The 15,698-nt window shown below is 71.7% G+C and carries 10 protein-coding genes; 3 read left to right on the forward strand and 7 right to left on the reverse strand.

The genetic code is table 11. The annotated features are described in order from the left end of the window. Positions 1–96 precede the first annotated feature (96 nt). The 3 genes from ACIQWA_RS08610 (at position 97) to ACIQWA_RS08620 (ending at position 5,266) form a co-directional block, all read left to right on the forward strand. Positions 97–1,878 carry a cellulose binding domain-containing protein gene (locus ACIQWA_RS08610; protein ID WP_402479955.1) on the forward strand — a complete coding sequence of 594 codons (1,782 nt, stop codon included), beginning with the start codon at positions 97–99 and terminating at the stop codon, positions 1,876–1,878. Positions 1,879–1,955: 77 nt separating this feature from the next. Further along, positions 1,956–3,467, forward strand: a complete 1,512-nt coding sequence (locus ACIQWA_RS08615) for a glycoside hydrolase family 43 protein (protein ID WP_402479957.1) — start codon at positions 1,956–1,958, stop codon at positions 3,465–3,467. A gap of 47 nt (positions 3,468–3,514) precedes the next feature. After that, the gene (locus ACIQWA_RS08620) at positions 3,515–5,266 is read left to right on the forward strand and encodes a cellulase family glycosylhydrolase (RefSeq protein WP_402479959.1); all 1,752 of its coding nucleotides are present in this window, start codon (positions 3,515–3,517) and stop codon (positions 5,264–5,266) included. A gap of 88 nt (positions 5,267–5,354) precedes the next feature. On the opposite strand, the gene ACIQWA_RS08625 is transcribed toward ACIQWA_RS08620, so the two are convergent. The 7 genes from ACIQWA_RS08625 to ACIQWA_RS08655 all read right to left on the reverse strand — a co-directional run bounded on the left by ACIQWA_RS08625 (position 5,355) and on the right by ACIQWA_RS08655 (position 15,491). After that, entirely contained in the window at positions 5,355–6,779 is a 1,425-nt protein-coding gene (locus ACIQWA_RS08625; protein ID WP_402479962.1) for a non-reducing end alpha-L-arabinofuranosidase family hydrolase, read from the reverse strand. Between the two features lie 419 nt (positions 6,780–7,198). Next, complete coding sequence (locus tag ACIQWA_RS08630; protein ID WP_402479965.1) at positions 7,199–8,254, reverse strand: aldose epimerase family protein; 1,056 nt, start codon at positions 8,252–8,254, stop codon at positions 7,199–7,201. Between the two features lie 119 nt (positions 8,255–8,373). Beyond that, on the reverse strand, positions 8,374–9,882 hold the full coding sequence (araA, locus tag ACIQWA_RS08635; RefSeq protein WP_402479967.1) for an L-arabinose isomerase: 1,509 nt from the start codon (positions 9,880–9,882) through the stop codon (positions 8,374–8,376). A 15-nt stretch (positions 9,883–9,897) separates the two neighbouring features. Continuing rightward, positions 9,898–10,566, reverse strand: coding sequence for an L-ribulose-5-phosphate 4-epimerase (locus ACIQWA_RS08640; protein ID WP_402479969.1), 669 nt, complete (start codon positions 10,564–10,566; stop codon positions 9,898–9,900). Beyond that, entirely contained in the window at positions 10,563–12,260 is a 1,698-nt protein-coding gene (locus ACIQWA_RS08645) for a ribulokinase (RefSeq protein WP_402479970.1), read from the reverse strand. The genes ACIQWA_RS08640 and ACIQWA_RS08645 overlap by 4 nt, the downstream gene beginning before the upstream one ends. Before the next feature lie 310 nt (positions 12,261–12,570). After that, the gene (locus ACIQWA_RS08650) at positions 12,571–13,563 is read right to left on the reverse strand and encodes a LacI family DNA-binding transcriptional regulator (protein ID WP_402480859.1); all 993 of its coding nucleotides are present in this window, start codon (positions 13,561–13,563) and stop codon (positions 12,571–12,573) included. 443 nt (positions 13,564–14,006) lie between these two features. Further along, entirely contained in the window at positions 14,007–15,491 is a 1,485-nt protein-coding gene (locus ACIQWA_RS08655; protein WP_402479973.1) for an arabinofuranosidase catalytic domain-containing protein, read from the reverse strand. Positions 15,492–15,698 lie beyond the last annotated feature (207 nt).

Consider the following 15,698-nt stretch of genomic DNA (forward strand, 5'->3'; position numbering starts at 1 on the left):
CGGTCCGCTGTAGCCGCACGGGCCCCTGCCGTCCAGACCGCGGGAGTTCGCACCCCCACTCGAACCCTCGCACCCCCACCCCCTGGAGGGACGCACATGAAATGGTCAGCCCGTACGTGTCATGATCGCGCCATAGCTGCTGCGGCAGCCCTGGCGCTGGCGTTCACCGGCGCGATCGCCGCCGTGGCGCCGCACGCCACCGCCGCACCGCCCGCCGTCAGCGCGAGCTCGGTGTCGGTGTCGGTCGACGCCGCCCTGAACCTCGCCGACATCCCCGCCACCGGAGTCGGCGTCAACATCCCGGTCTACGACGCCGCCATGAACTCCGGCGCCACCCCCGGCCTGCTCAGCACGGCCGGCATCAACACCGTCCGCTACCCCGGCGGCAGCCACTCCGACGTCTACCACTGGCAGACCGGCACGGCCGACGACGGTGCGTACGTCGCCCCGAACACCGGCTTCGACGCCTTCATGGGCACCGTGCGCACCGCCGGGGCGCAGCCGATCATCACCGCCAACTACGGCTCCGGCACCCCCCAGGAGGCCGCCGCCTGGGTCCGGTACGCCAACGTCACCAAGGGCTACGGCGTCAAGTACTGGGAGATCGGCAACGAGGTCTACGGCAACGGCGAGTACGGCGCCAAGTGGGAGTACGACACCCACAGCAGCAAGAGCGCCACGACCTACGCCAACAACGTCGTGCAGTACGTCTCGGCGATGAAGGCGGCCGACCCGAACGTCAAGATCGGCGCCGTCCTGACCACTCCCGGCTACTGGCCGGACGGCATGGTCGGCCCGGGCGACAGCATGGACTGGAACCACACCGTCCTGTCGATCGCCGGCTCGAAGATCGACTTCGCCATCGTGCACGCCTACCCCACCAGCACCAGCCCCGCCGACCTGCTCACCAAGCCGCAGGCCCAGAACCCCGCCATCACCTCCGCCGTGCGCGCGCTGATCAACCAGTACGCCGGCTCCAACGCCCCCAACGTCGGCATCGCCGTCACCGAGGCGAACGCCCAGGCCTACCTGGACACCTCGCCCAACGGACTGTTCGCCCCGGACAACTACCTCACCTGGCTGGAGAACGGCGCGTTCAACGTCGACTGGTGGGACCTGCGCAACGGCACCGACTGCACCAAGGTGACCACCGTCGAGGGCGCCACCGACTACAACGACGGCGGCCTGGTCTCCAGCGGCTCCCCCTGCGAGCCCGCCGCCAACACGCCCTTCCCCGCCTACTACGGCATCCAGATGATCGGCAGGCTCGGCGGGCCCGGGGACGCCCTGGTCAAGGCCGCCAGCTCGTCCTCGCTGCTCACCGCGCACGCCGTCCGCCGCGCCGACGGCGACGTGGACGTCATGCTGATCAACAAGGACCCGAACAACGACGCCACGGTGAACCTCTCCTACACCGGGTTCACCCCCTCCTCCGCCACCCCGACCGTCCACTCGTACCTGAAGAACGCCCACGGGATCGGCACCGCCCAGAGCGGCAGCCCCGGCACCCAGACCGTGCCCGCCTACGGCATCACGGTCGTCCAGATGCACCCGACGGACGCGCCCTGCCGAGTCGTCTACAACAAGAACGAGTGGTCGGGCGTCACGGTCGGCAACCTGACCGTCGTCAACAACGGCCTGGGCCAGGTCAACGGCTGGTCCCTCGGCTTCACCTTCCCCGGCGACAACAGCATCACCAACACCTGGAACGCCTCGGTGTCGCAGAGCGGCCCGAACGTCACCGCCACGAACGTGTCCTACAACCCCTCCGTCCCGCAGGGCGGCAGCGTCCAGTGGGGCTTCCGGGCCACCTGGTCCGGCAGCGACGCCAACCCGACCGCCTTCCGGTTCAACGGCGCCTCCTGCGCGATCGGCTGAACCACCGAGCCGGTGGTGCCCCGCGCGATCCCGGGGCACCACCCCCGCCCCACGAACCACCGAAAGGAACCGACCGCGTGTCCGTCCAGCCCGAGCCCGCGACCACCCTCCCCAACCCGGTGATCCCCGGATTCCACCCCGACCCCAGCATCTGCCGCGTGGGCGACGACTACTACCTCGCCTGCTCCAGCTTCGAGTACTTCCCCGGCATCCCGGTCTTCCACAGCCGCGACCTGGTGAACTGGACGCAGCTCGGCAACGCCCTGGACCGCCCGAGCCAACTGCGCCTGCCGCGCGAGTCCCCGTCCTCCGGCGGGATCTACGCCCCGACGCTGCGCCACCACGGCGGCCGCTTCTGGCTGATCGTCACCAACGTCAGCGGTGACGGCAACCTGCTCTTCACCGCCACCGACCCGGCCGGCCCCTGGTCCGACCCGATCCGGCTGCCCGGCGTCCACGGCATCGACCCGGACCTCGCCTGGGACGAGGACGGCACCTGTTACTGCACCGTCGCGGGCGTCTCCCAGGTCCGCCTCGACCCGGCCACCGGCGAGACCCTCGGCGAGCCGCAGCGGATCTGGTCCGGCGGCCCCGACGCCGCGGCCCCCGAGGCCCCGCACCTGTACCGGATCGGCGCGTACTGGTACCTGATGATCGCCGAGGGCGGCACCGAGCGCGGCCACGCCGTCTCCATCGCCCGCGGCACCTCGCCCTCCGGCCCGTTCGAGCCCTGCCCGGCCAACCCGGTGCTGACCCACCGCGGGATCAACCACCCCGTCCAGAACACCGGGCACGCCGACCTCGTCCAGGCGCCCGACGGCTCCTGGTGGATGGTGCTGCTCGCCGTGCGGCCGCGCGGCGGCACCCCCGCCTGGTACGTGCTCGGCCGGGAGACCTTCCTCGCCCCGGTCGAGTGGGTGGACGGCTGGCCGGTGGTCGGCCGGGTCCCGGCCGAACTCCCCCTCCCCGCCTGGCCGTTGCACCCCGTGCCCGCCGTCCCGGCCCGGGACGACTTCGACCGGAGCGAGTTGCACCCCCAGTGGATCTCGGTACGGAGCCGCCCCGAGCACCTGGTCACCACGAAGGAACGTTCCGGCTGGCTCACCCTGCGCGCCGCCGGCGCCTCCCTCGACGCGAACGACGTGGTGTTCGTCGGCCGGCGCCAGCAGCACCTCGGCTGCCGGGCCCGCATCCTGATCGACCCCACCGAGGGACGCGGCGGCCTGGCCGTCCGTATGGACGAGGACCACCACTACGAGATCGAGGCGGCCGACGGCGAGGTCAAGGTGATCGCCCGGATCGGCTCGATCCGCACCGAGGTCGCCTCCCGTCCCGTGCCCGCCGGGGCCGTGGTGCTCGGTGTGGACGTCGTGCCGCGCGAGACGCGAGGCCCGCGCACCGGCCCCGACGACGTCGTCCTCGGCGTCGAGGAGCCCGACGGCACCTTCACCGTGCTCGCGAGCCTCGACGGCCGCTACCTCTCCACCGAGGTGGCCGGCGGCTTCACCGGCCGGGTCATCGGCATGTACGCCGCCGACGGCACCGTCCACTTCGACCGGTTCGACTACGAGCCGCTCCCGCTTCCCTGACCACCCGTCAGGGGCTCCCCCACCCGTCAAGCACGAGAGGGACAATCGTGAACGACGCCCAGCACACCGCACGTGCCCGCAACCGCCGCCTCCTGCGCACGGCCGGCCTCGTGGTGGCCCTGGTCACCACCGGCGCCCTCTGCGGCGGCACCGCCGTCGCCGCCCCCGCCGACAAGGGCCCGGCCGCAGCCGAGACCGCCGGGCTCAGGGTGCCGAGCAGCCCGATGGCCGCCGTCGCACAGATGCAGCCCAGCTGGAACCTCGGCAACACCCTGGACGCCATCCCCGACGAGACCTCCTGGGGCAACCCGCTCACCACCAAGGCGACCTTCGACGGCCTCAAGGCCCAGGGCTTCCGTAGCGTCCGCATCCCCGTCACCTGGTACCCGCACCAGTCCACCACCGCCCCGTACACCATCGACCAGAAGTGGATGAACCGGGTCAAGGAGGTGGTCGACCTCGCCCTCGCGGACGGCCTGTACGTCGAGATCAACGTGCACCACGACTCGTGGCAGTGGATCAAGTACATGTCCACCGACCACGACACCATCATGGCCAGGTTCAACGCCACCTGGCAGCAGATCGCCACCACGTTCAAGGACGAGCCGCGCACCCTGCTCATGGAGAGCATCAACGAGCCGCAGTTCGACGCCGCGACCGACGCCCAGAAGACCCAGTACCTGCGCGAGCTCAACACCTCGTTCCGCGACATCGTGCGCGGCACCGGCGGCGGGAACAAGGACCGGCTGCTCGTCCTGCCCTCCGAGGAGACCAACAACGCCCAGCACTGGCTGGACGACCTCTCCACCGCGATGGCCTCGCTGAACGACCGCAACCTGGTCGCCACCGTGCACTACTACAGCTGGTACCCGTTCAGCGTCAACATCGCGAACGACCCGACGTACGACGCCAAGGCCCAGTCGGACCTGACCGAGGGCTTCAAGCGGGTGCACGACACCTTCGTCGCCAAGGGCATCCCCGTCTACCTCGGCGAGTACGGCCTGCTCACCTCGCCCTACTCCGGCGTGGTCGAGCGCGGCGAGATGCTCAAGTACTTCGAGCACGTCAACTACGAGGCGCGCCGCAACGGCATGACCTCCGCCGTCTGGGACGCCGCCAACGACTTCCTGAACCGCAACACCATGCAATGGATGGTCCCCGAGATGAAGGACCTGATCCAGACCTCCTGGCGGACCCGCTCGGGGACCGCCTCCACCGACAACATCTTCGTGCCGAAGTCCGGCGCCATCGCCGCGCAGACCATCACCCTCAACCCCAACGGGCAGTGGTTCGCCGGTCTCTGGCAGGGCGACCGCCCGCTCATCCCGTACCTCGACTACACCCTCGACGGCGACAAGCTCACCCTGACCGCCGACGCCCTCACCCGCCTCGCCGGGAACCGCGCCGCCGGGCTCAACGCCACCCTCGAGGTCCGGTACTCCGACGGCGTCCCGTGGAAGCTCTTCGTGCGCTCCTACGACAAGCCGACCATGGCCAACGCCACCGGGACGCTCGACGGGCTCACCATCCCCACCGGCTTCAACGGCGCCCTGGTGGCCAACGTCCAGTCCACCTACGCGGACGGCACCGCCGCCGGCCCGGCCTCCTGGACCACGTACCAGTCGATGGACAACGTCCGTGCCGACTACACCGCCAACACCACCACCCTGAAGCCCGACTACGTCACGTCCCTCAAGGACGGCGTCCCGGCGACCTTCACCTTCCGATTCTGGACCGGTGACACCGTCACCTACACCGTCACCAGGTCCGGCAACAGCGTGACCGGAACCGTCTCCTGACCCCCGCCCCTCCACGCCCCGGCCGCCACCTCCGGCGGCCGGGGCTCCTCAGGAGTCGGGTACGGGTTCCCGGCTGGAACGGCGCGGGTCAGCGCTGCAGGGTGAGCACGCCCGGCCGGTACGGCAGTTGGATGTAGGGCGCGCCGTCCGAGGAGGGGTTCCTGCCCTGGTAGAGGAGCTGCAGGTTGCAGGGGTCGACGGTCATGGTCTGGTCGGGGTTGTTGCGGACGAGGTCGCCGTGGCTGATGTCGTTGGTCCAGGTGGCGCCGCTGTTGGCCTTGCCGGCGAAGGGGTTGCTCGCGGTGGCGGCCTGCGCCGTCCAGGAGCCGTTCAGGCTGGTGGCGGTGAACGAGCGGAAGTAGCGGTGCTCGTTCGCGTCCCGGGCCTCGACGAGCATCAGGTACTGGTTCTGGCCCTGGACCTTGTAGACCTGGGGCGCCTCGAACAGGTTCTGCACCGTGTCGCTCATGACCGTGGTGTACGAGGAGCCGAAGTTGCCCGGGAAGTTCCCGATCGGCATGCTGGCGCGGTAGATGCTGCCGTTGTCACCGGCGAAGAACAGGTACATGTTCTGGTCGTCGGCGATCAGGGTCGGGTCGATCGGGCCCCCGGTGGGGAGGCTGCCGGTGAACAGCGCCTGCGGAGCGGACCAGCCGTTGGGGTTGGTCGGGTCGCTGGACGTGCGGTAGGTGAAGGGCCAGGCGGTGCCCCACCCCAGCGAGGCCAGCACCCAGGTGTTCTTGGGCGCGAAGTAGAACAGCTGGGGCGCCACCGCGGACGAGGGCATGACGGTCTGGGTGGCCGAGGCCATGTCGGACCAGTTCGTGAAGGGGGCGAATCCCATCGACTTCCACGACGTGCCGTCGGAGTAGGTCGCGTAGACCAGGTGCTTGCCGTTGTAGACCACGTCGGTGAAGTCCTTCAGCGCGGCCCCGCCGTTCACCGGGTCCGCCAGCGGACCGGTGGAGGTCCACCGGTACGTCGACGGAAGGGCGCACGTGGTGCCGCCCGTCCCGGACAGGCCGCTCCACTGCTGGTTGCTCGTTCCGCTGCAGTTCCAGAGCTGTACCGCCGTGCCGTTGGCCGTACCGGCGCCCGACACGTCCAGGCACAGCCCGGACTCGGTGCCGACGATGCTGCCGTCGGCGTTCACCCGCCACTGCTGGTTCGCCGCGCCGGTGCAGGACCAGATCTCCACCCGGGTACCGGCCGCGGTGGCGTGGCCCGGGACGTCCAGGCACTTGTTGCCGTACACGGTCAGCTGGCTGGCGGAGGTCAGCGTCCACTGCTGATTGGTCCCGCCCGAGCAGTCCCAGATCTGCAGGAACGTTCCATCGCTCTGACTGGCGCCCGGCACATCGAGACACCGGCCGGATCCCGCACCGCGCAGGGCGCCGCTGGTGGCCGCCTGCGCCGGGGCTGCGACGAGCATCGCCGCCAACGCCACCACGGCCGCGGCCATCGCGGCGAACACCACCGTCAGAGGCCTGCGGTCGGAACGTCGTCTGCGCATCAAGATCTCCTGTCTGGGAGGGAGGGAACCGTCACCCGGTTCGGCAGTCGTTAACACGTGTGCAACCCGACGGCGGGCGCCAGGAGTTACGCTCGACCGGCGAGCAATCCCCACCGTCGCCCGGCGGAACCCAAGAGGCGGCGATCCCGGGTGGGCCACCACACTGCCCGTCGGACCACCGCTCGTCCTCGGAGGATTGTTAACGCTAACAATTCAAGGCCGAAGCGAGCCCCGCCGGGAGGCGGATCCGATCCTGGGTGTGAGCGGAGTCAATACCCGCGCGCCCCGGCCCGTCAAGACGGCTGCACCGACTTTCCTACCGGAGTGGCCGGAGGCCCGGACGCGCGAGCGTCGAAACCACACGGGGGCGGTGGGGCCCACCCGGCCCCACCGCCCCCTTCCCCTCGGCCGGGTGACCCCTACTCGGCCGAGAAGCGGTACACGGTCATCGAGCGGAACTCCTCCCCCGGGCGCAGGACGGTGGAGGGGTACTCGGGCCGGTTCGGCGAGTCCGGGAAGTGCTGGGTCTCCAGCGCGACGCCCGCGTACGCGCCGTACGGGCGCCCGGAGCGGCCGATCAGGGTGCCGTCGAAGTGGTTGCCGGTGTAGACCTGGATGCCCGGTTCCGTCGTCAGGCAGTCCAGGCGCCGCCCGCTGGCCGGGTGGCTCAGGGTGGCGACCTGCCGGAACCCGTTGCCGTCCAGGACCCAGTTGTGGTCGAAGCCCGTGCCGGCCCGGAGGATCTGCCGGTTCCCCTCGGCGAAGCGGTTCCCGATCCGCCGGGCCTCGCGCAGGTCGAAGGGCGTGCCGTCGACCGGCGCCACCGGTCCGACCGGTATCAGTCCCGGGTCCACCGGAAGGTACCCGCCGGCCTCCACCCGCAGCAGGTGGTCCAGCACCGTGCCGTTGCCCTCGCCGGCCAGGTTGAAGTACGCGTGGTTGGTGAGGTTGACGACCGTCGGGGCGTCGGTGGTCGCGCGGTAGCCGATCCACAGCTCACCCGCCGGGTCGAGCAGGTACGTGACCTCGACCGTGAGCGCTCCCGGGAAGCCCTGGTCGCCGTCGGGGCTGTGCAGCCGCAACCGCACCCCGGCCCGCCGGCCCTCCCGGACCGCGACGCCGTCCCACAGCCGGGAGGCGAAACCGTCCGTTCCGCCGTGCAGGGCGTGGCCGCCGGGCGGGGCCGCCGGGCGGTGCGTGGTACCGCCGAGCGGGAACTCCCCGCCCGCGATCCGGTTCGCGTAGCGGCCGACGGTCGCCCCGAGGTACACCGCCTCCCCGAGCAGGTCCTCGACGCCGTCGCAGCCGAGGACGACGTTCGCCGGCACCCCGTCGCGGTCCGGCGCGTACAGGGCCTGGAGGCGGGCGCCGAGACCGAGCACCTCGGCGCTCCAGCCCCGGGGCGCGGCCAGCGTCCAGCTGGTGACGGGCCGTCCGTCCGGCAGCGTCGCGGTGACGTTCTGGGAGACGGTCACCGCGCCCGTCGATGTGAGCGCTTCTCTCGGCACGCGGCCGCTCCGTTCCGTGCGGGGTCTCGGCGTGAACGGGCGACGCCCGCCGGGTCGGCGGGCGTCGTCGGTTCGGGACACGGGCCTCACAGCCCCTGGGCCAGGCGGTGGTACGCCTGGTTCCAGCGCAGTTCCTTGGTGAACCGGCGCAGGGACGTGTCCTCGTCGATCAGCAGGAGTTCCACCCCCAGCATCTCGGCGAGGTCGTCGAGCTCCTCGGCGCCGAGCGCCCGGGTGAGCACGGTGTGGTGCGGCCCGCCGGCCGTCAGCCAGGCCTCGGTGGAGGTGTGGAGGTCCGGACGCGGCTTCCACACCGCGCGGGCGACCGGCAGGTGCGGCAGCGGCGCCGGCGGCTCGACCACGTCCACCTCGTTGGCGACCAGCCGGAACCGGTCGCCGAGGTCGGCGAGGCCGACCACCACGGCCGGGCCGGGCTCGGCGTCGAAGACCAGGCGGACCGGGTCCTCCCGGCCGCCGATGGACAGCGGGTGGATCTCGCAGGAGGGGGTCCCGGCCGCGATGCTCGGGCAGACCTCCAGCATGTGCGCGCCGAGGATCAGCTCGGAGCCGGACTCCAGGTGGTAGGTGTAGTCCTCCATGAAGGAGGTCCCGCCGGGCAGGCCGCTGGAGGCCGCCTTGAGGGTGCGCAGCAGGGCGGCGGTCTTCCAGTCGCCCTCGCCGCCGAAGCCGTAGCCGTCGGCCATCAGCCGCTGGACGGCGAGGCCGGGCAGCTGGCGCAGTCCGCCGAGGTCCTCGAAGTTGGTGGTGAAGGCCTTGAAGCCGCCCTGCTCCAGGAAGCCGCGCAGGCCGAGCTCGATGCGCGCCGCGTAGCGCAGCGAGTCGTGGCGCTCCCCGCCGGCCCGCAGTTCGGGGGCGAGGCGGTAGCTGTCCTCGTACTCCTTGGCCAGCGCGGTGACGTCGGCGTCCTCGGCCGCGTCCACCGCGGCGACCAGGTCGTTGACGCCGTAGGTGTTGACGGAGACGCCGAAGCGGCGCTGGGCCTCGACCTTGTCCCCCTCGGTGACGGCGACGTCGCGCATGTTGTCGCCGAAGCGGGCGAGCTTGAGGCTGCGCAGTTCGGCGCGGCCGGCGGCGGCGCGGGCCCAGGCTCCGACCCGGGCGGCCACGGTCGGGTCGCTGACGTGCCCGGCGACGGTCTTGCGGGGGACGCCCAGGCGGGACTGGATGTAGCCGAACTCGCGGTCGCCGTGGGCGGCCTGGTTCAGGTTCATGAAGTCCATGTCGATGGAGTCCCAGGGCAGTTCGACGTTGGCCTGGGTGTGGAGGTGGAGCAGCGGCTTCTGCAGGGCGTCGAGTCCGGCGATCCACATCTTCGCCGGGGAGAAGGTGTGCATCCAGGCGATCAGGCCGATGCACTCGTCCGCGGAGTTCGCCTCCAGGCAGATGCGGCGGATGGCGTCCGCATCGGTGAGGACGGGCTTCCAGACCACCTCGACGGGCATCGCCGGGGCGCCGTCCAGGGCCGCGGCGATCTGCCGGGACTGCTCGGCGACCTGGCGCAGCGTCTGCTCGCCGTAGAGGCCCTGGCTGCCGGTCAGGAACCAGACCTGGCGTCCGTTCAGCGGCTTCTTCACGGGGGTGGCTCCTTCTTACCGGCCCTGGGGCTGGCCGTAGACGTTCTGGTAGCGGTGGTTGAGGCTGTCGATGTCCGCCTGGGCGATGGGCAGGGGCTCGCCGAGCTGGCGGGAGAGGTGGACGGTGCGGGCCACGTCCTCGCACATCACGGCGGCCTTCACGGCGGCCTTGGCGTCCTTGCCGATGGTGAAGACGCCGTGGTTCTGCATCAGGACGGCGGGCGAGCGGTGGCCCCTGAGGGTGTCCACGATGCCCCGGCCGATCGAGTCGTCGCCGATCAGGGCGAACGGGCCGACGGGGATCTCGGCGCCGAACTCGTCGGCCATCGCGGTGAGGACGCAGGGGACGGCCTCGGCGCGGGCCGCCCAGGCGCAGGCGTAGGTGGAGTGGGTGTGGACCACGCCGCCGACCTCGGGCAGGTGGCGGTAGACGTAGGCGTGCGCGGCGGTGTCGGAGGAGGGCGCGTGCTCGCCCTCGACGACCTTGCCGTCCAGGTCGCAGACGATCATGTTCCCGGGCGTCAGCTCGTCGTAGGAGACGCCGCTCGGCTTGATGACGAGCAGGTCCTCGCCGGGGACACGGGCGGAGACGTTGCCGGCCGTCCAGACGACCAGGTTGTAGCGGACCAGTTCCTGGTGGAGGTCGCTGACCTGGCGGCGGATGCGGTCGATGGTCGCGTTCACAGGGCCTCGCTCGGTGTGGTGAGGGCGGTGTTGCGGATGTCGCGCAGGCGGTGCAGGAGCTTGTCGGCGCCGCGGCCGAAGTGGTCGTGCAGCGCGCGGTACTCGGCGAAGAGCAGGTCGTAGGTGTCGGCTGCGGCCGGGTCGGGCAGGTAGGCGCCCTGCCGCACCCGGCCCATGGCGGCGGCCGCGGTGCGCACGTCCGGGTAGGCTCCGGCGGCGACGGCCGCGTGGATCGCGGAGCCGAGCGCCGGCCCCTGCTCGGACTCGGCGACCGAGACCGGGCGGCGCAGCACGTCGGCGTAGATCCGCATCAGCAGGTCGTTCTTCTTGAGGCCGCCGGTGACGATGAACTCGGTGACGGGGACGCCGCCCTGCTCCAGCGCCTCGACGATGACGCGGGTGCCGAAGGCGGTGGCCTCCAGCAGGGCCCGGTAGACCTCCTCGGGGCGGGTGGCCAGGGTGAGGCCCGCGATCACGCCGGACAGGTGGTGGTCGACCAGGGTGGAGCGGTTGCCGTTCATCCAGTCGAGCGCCACCAGGCCGTGGGCGCCGACGGGTTGGGCGGCGGCCTTGCGGGTCAGCAGCTGGTGGAGGTCCTCGCCGTTGGCCTCGGCCTCGGCCAGGTAGTCGGCGGGCACGCCCTGGCGCAGCCACCAGGCGAAGATGTCGCCGACGGCGCTCTGGCCGGCCTCGTAGCCGTAGGAGCCGGTGACGATGCCGTTCTCGACGACGCCGCAGATGCCGGGGACGTCGGCGAGGGTGGCGCCGTTGACGACGTGGCAGGTGGAGGTGCCCATGATGGCGAGGAGTTGGCCGTTGTCGACGGCGCGGGCGGCCGGTGCGGCCACATGGGCGTCGACGTTGCCGGCCGCGACGGCGATCCCCTCGGGCAGGCCGGTCCACTGCGCCGCCTGCGGGGTGAGCGCGCCCACCCTGGAGCCCAGCGGGGAGAGCGGGTGCTCCAGGCGGGTGCGGGCGAAGTCGGCGAACTGCGGGTGGAGCGCGGCGAGGTAGTCCTCGCTCGGGTAACTCCCGTCCTGGTGAATGCCCTTGTAGCCGGCGGTGCAGGTGTTGCGGCTCTCGGCACCGGTGAGCTGCCAGACGATCCAGTCGGCGGCCTCGATCCAGCGCTCGCAGGCGGCGTAGACGGCCGGGTCCTCCTCCAGGACCTGCAGGGCCTTGGCGTACTGCCACTCGGCGGAGATCTTCCCGCCGTAGCGGGAGATCCACTTCTCGCCGCGGGCGTGGGCCAGTTCGTTGATCCGGTCCGCCTGGGGCTGCGCGGCGTGGTGCTTCCAGAGCTTGGGCCAGGCGTGCGGGTGGCCGGACCAGGCGGAGGTCTCGGCCAGCGGGGTGCCGTCGGCGAGCACCGGCAGGACGGTGCAGGCGGTGAAGTCGGTGGCGATGCCGATGACGTGCGCGGGGTCGACACCGGCGGCGGCGACCGCGGCCGGGACGGCGGTGCGCAGCACCTCGCGCCAGTCCTCCGGGTGCTGGAGCGCCCAGTCGGGCGGGAGCGGTCGGCCGGTGCCGGGCAGGTCGCTCTCGATCACGGCGTGGGGGTAGTCGTGGACGGCGGTGCCCACCTCCTCGCCGTCCCTGACGCGGACCACCACTGCGCGGCCGGAGAGGGTGCCGAAGTCGACGCCGACGACGTACCGGTCGGGGTCCTGGGCGGGAGGGGTCACGGTCACGTGCTCATCCTTCGTGGGAGGGGTCTGCGTCGTCGTCTGTCGCCGGTGCGGTCCTCGGCCGGGGCAGGGCGGACCGCACCGGCGACAGGCTTCATTCCGCCGCCTTTCCCTCATGAGGCGGCGGAACGCGGAACCGTCGGCCGGGCTCACGGAAGCGGGATGCGGTGGCCCGGCCGGCGGAGTGGAAGGGAGCGTTTCTGTTAACGCTCACAGAGATTGTTAGCGCTAACAAACAGCATGTCAAGGGAGGCGACGGACGGCATCGGTCAGTCTGCGGACCCGGCGCTCGGGGACCGGGCGCCGGGTCGGCTCAACGGCGCACGGCCGGTCCCGCGCTGCGCCGCAGCACCAGCTCCGGGCTGATCTCCAGCTGGGTCGGTGCGGAGCGCGCGCCGCCCTCCAGCTCGGCGACGAGCAGTTCCAGCGCCCGTCTGCCGAGTTCGCCGAAGTCCTGCCGCACCGTGGTCAGCGGCGGGGTGAAGTACGCGGCCTCCGGAATGTCGTCGAAGCCGATCACGCTGATCTCGTCCGGGACGGCCCGGCCGGCCTCGTGGAGGGCCCGCAGCAGGCCGAGGGCCATGTGGTCGTTGGCGCAGAAGACGGCGGTGACCTCGTGCAGCCGGGCGATCCGCAGCCCTGCCTGGTAGCCCGAGCGGGCGCTCCAGTCGCCGCGCTCCACCTCCGGCACCGGGCATCCGGCCGCCTCCAGCGTGAGCCGCCAGCCCTCCTCCCGGTCCTGGCTCTCCCGCCAGTTGACCGGACCGGCCAGGTGGTGCACGGTGCGGTGCCCGAGGTCGATCAGGTGCCCGGTGGCCTCGCCGGCGCCGTAGCGGTTGCCCACCGAGACCATGGGCACGCGCGCCTGGTCGCCCGAGCCGACCGCGACCAGCGGCACGGAACTGGACAGGCGTGCCACCGCGCTGACGGAGGAGGTCTGCGGCGCGATCACCACCACGCCCTCCACCCCCTGGTCCCGCAGCCGGTCGACGGCCTCCTGGACCGAACGGCCGTCCAGGGAACGCAGACTGGTCACGGTCACGAAGTACCCGGCGCTGCGCGCGGCCCGCTCGATCCCGTCCAGCATCGAGGCCGGGCCGTAGAGGGTCGAGTCGAAGCTGACCACGCCGAGCGCCTGCGAGCGGCGGGTGACCAGGGCGCGGGCCGCGGAGTTGGGGCGGTAGTCCAGCTCCCGTATGGCCGCCAGCACCCGGTCGCGGGTGTCGGGCTTCACGTGCGGGGCGCCGTTGAGCACCCGGGACACCGTTTGGTGGGACACACCCGCCAGTTTCGCCACGTCCGCCATCACGGGCTGACGCTGTTCCGTCCCGGTGCTGTCCGTTGCCACTGCAGTCCCCTCCTCCTGATTGTGGACCACAGTACGCGACCAGGTCCAGGCCAATTCGTCACCCTCGGCGCGACGGGCGGATCCCTTCCTACCAGGCGCTTCGGCCCTCCCACATCTGGCCATTGCGGCGTGTTGACGCTCCCGGAGGTGCCCCGACTGCCAAAGCGTGACCTCGTCGAACGGGGAAGGCGCCGGGCATGATCGCGTTGCTCCCCACGCCCTTCCCCCGTCACGTCCCGGTCACACCACCGGGTGACGTCCGGTTGACGGCACGGCGAACGCGACGCCGGCGACGCGGCGAACTCGACAGCACCGGCGCGGCACAGGGACGACGGCCGGCCCCGGCCCCGCTGGTGCGCGGAGCCGGGGCCGGGTTCGGTCGGGGGCGGGTGCTACCCGAGCTACCCGAGCGCCCACCTCTGGTTGTCGCCGCCCCAGCAGCTCCACAGCTGGACGGGCGTGGCGTCGGCCGTGCCGGCCCCGGCGACGTCCAGGCAGCGGCCGGACTGGACGCCGGTGACGCTGCCGTCGGCGTTGAACTGCCACTGCTGGTTGGCACCGCCGTTGCAGGGCCAGGTCACCACCTTGGTGCCGTCGGCCGTCGCGCCGCCGTACGCGTCCAGGCACAGCGTGGTGCCGGAGACGTCCACGGTGAGCCTGCCGTCGGCGGTGCGGGTCCACGTCTGGTTCGCCCCGCCGGAGCAGCCGTTGATCTGCGTCTGGAGCCCGGGGGTGCCGGAGGCGCCGGGAACGTCCAGGCACTTACCCGAACCGGCGCCGCGCAGTGCCCCCGAGGCGGCAGCCGGGGAATTGGCGTAGCCGGCCGCGACGATGTTTGCCTGGACGGCGTTCTCGGTGGCCTCCGACGGGTAGCCGGCGGTCATCACGCCCTCGTAGAAGGTGCCCCGGGCGCTCTTGCTGTTGTCGCCGCCGATGCCGAGGATGATCGCGCCCTCCTTGTGCATCGGGTCGTAGCCCGCCGCGTTCGGGCGCGGACCGGAGTAGAAGGTCGACAGGCCGCCGGACTGGGCGTCGCCGGCGCGGATCGCCCACTGGTTCGGGGCTCCCTTGACCATGGCCGTGAGGTAACGGTGGTTCACCGTCGGGTCGTTGGCGTTGTAGCGCGTGTCGGCGCCGGAGAACAGGCCGTTCTCCAGGTCGGCCATCACCCAGGGGCCCGGCCCGGAGCCGTAGCCCCAGACCTTGATGTTGCCGAAGTAGATGGCCTCCATGTGGCCGTTTCCGGTGTCGTTGCTGCTGGTCTCGGCGTTGCCGTAGTCGAAGCAGCAGCCGCCGTTGTAGTGGGTGCCGTCGAGGATCGCGTACATCCCCTCGGGCTGGTCGCCGGTGGCGACTCCGGAGGTGTGGTTGTTGCGGTAGCCGGTGCCCGGGGCGACGTACACACCGTAGGCGCGGTGGCCGTTGAGCGTGGTGGGCGCCAGCGTGGCGTCCGCGAGGTTGTCCGGGCCGGGCGCGGCCCCGCCGCCGGGCGCCTGGGTGAGGTGGTTGTGCCGCTCGCTCTGGTCGTAGATGACGGTGATCACGCACGTCGTGTGCGCGCAGAAGGCGTCCTGGGCGGCGGCGTCGGCGTAGCCGCCGGTGCTCAGCACGCCGATGTCGCGCAGCGCCTGGTCCGAGGCGCGCCGGACCTGGTACAGCGGCCCGGCGTAGCCGCCGTAGAGCGCGCGCGTGGTGCTGTGCGCGGCCACGCACGGTGTGCCGCCGGCGCGGTAGATGTCGCACGGCCCCTGCGTGGCGGCCTGGGCCGCACCGCTCGTCGCGGTGGCGCCGGCCAGCGCGCCGACGAGGACGGCGAGAGCCGCCCCGGCCCTGCCGAGGCGGCGCAGCGCGCCCCGTCCACGGGTGGTCCTGGTGGTGTCACTCATGCTGTCTCCCTGCTCGTCGTCGAGCGCGGCTCAAAGGGAATGTTAGCGCTAACAATCCGCCCCGGGACAGAGTCCTCCCGCCCGGGCCGGAGATGGAGAGTTCCTCGAGCGGCGACAGTGCCCGCACCGACGGTGTCCCGTCAAGACTTCTGACGCGCCCCGTCCGTACGGAACCGCACAAACCCGCCATCCGCACACGCTTCCCAT

This window comes from Kitasatospora sp. NPDC098652, from assembly GCF_044760155.1.
Classification (GTDB): domain Bacteria; phylum Actinomycetota; class Actinomycetes; order Streptomycetales; family Streptomycetaceae; genus Kitasatospora.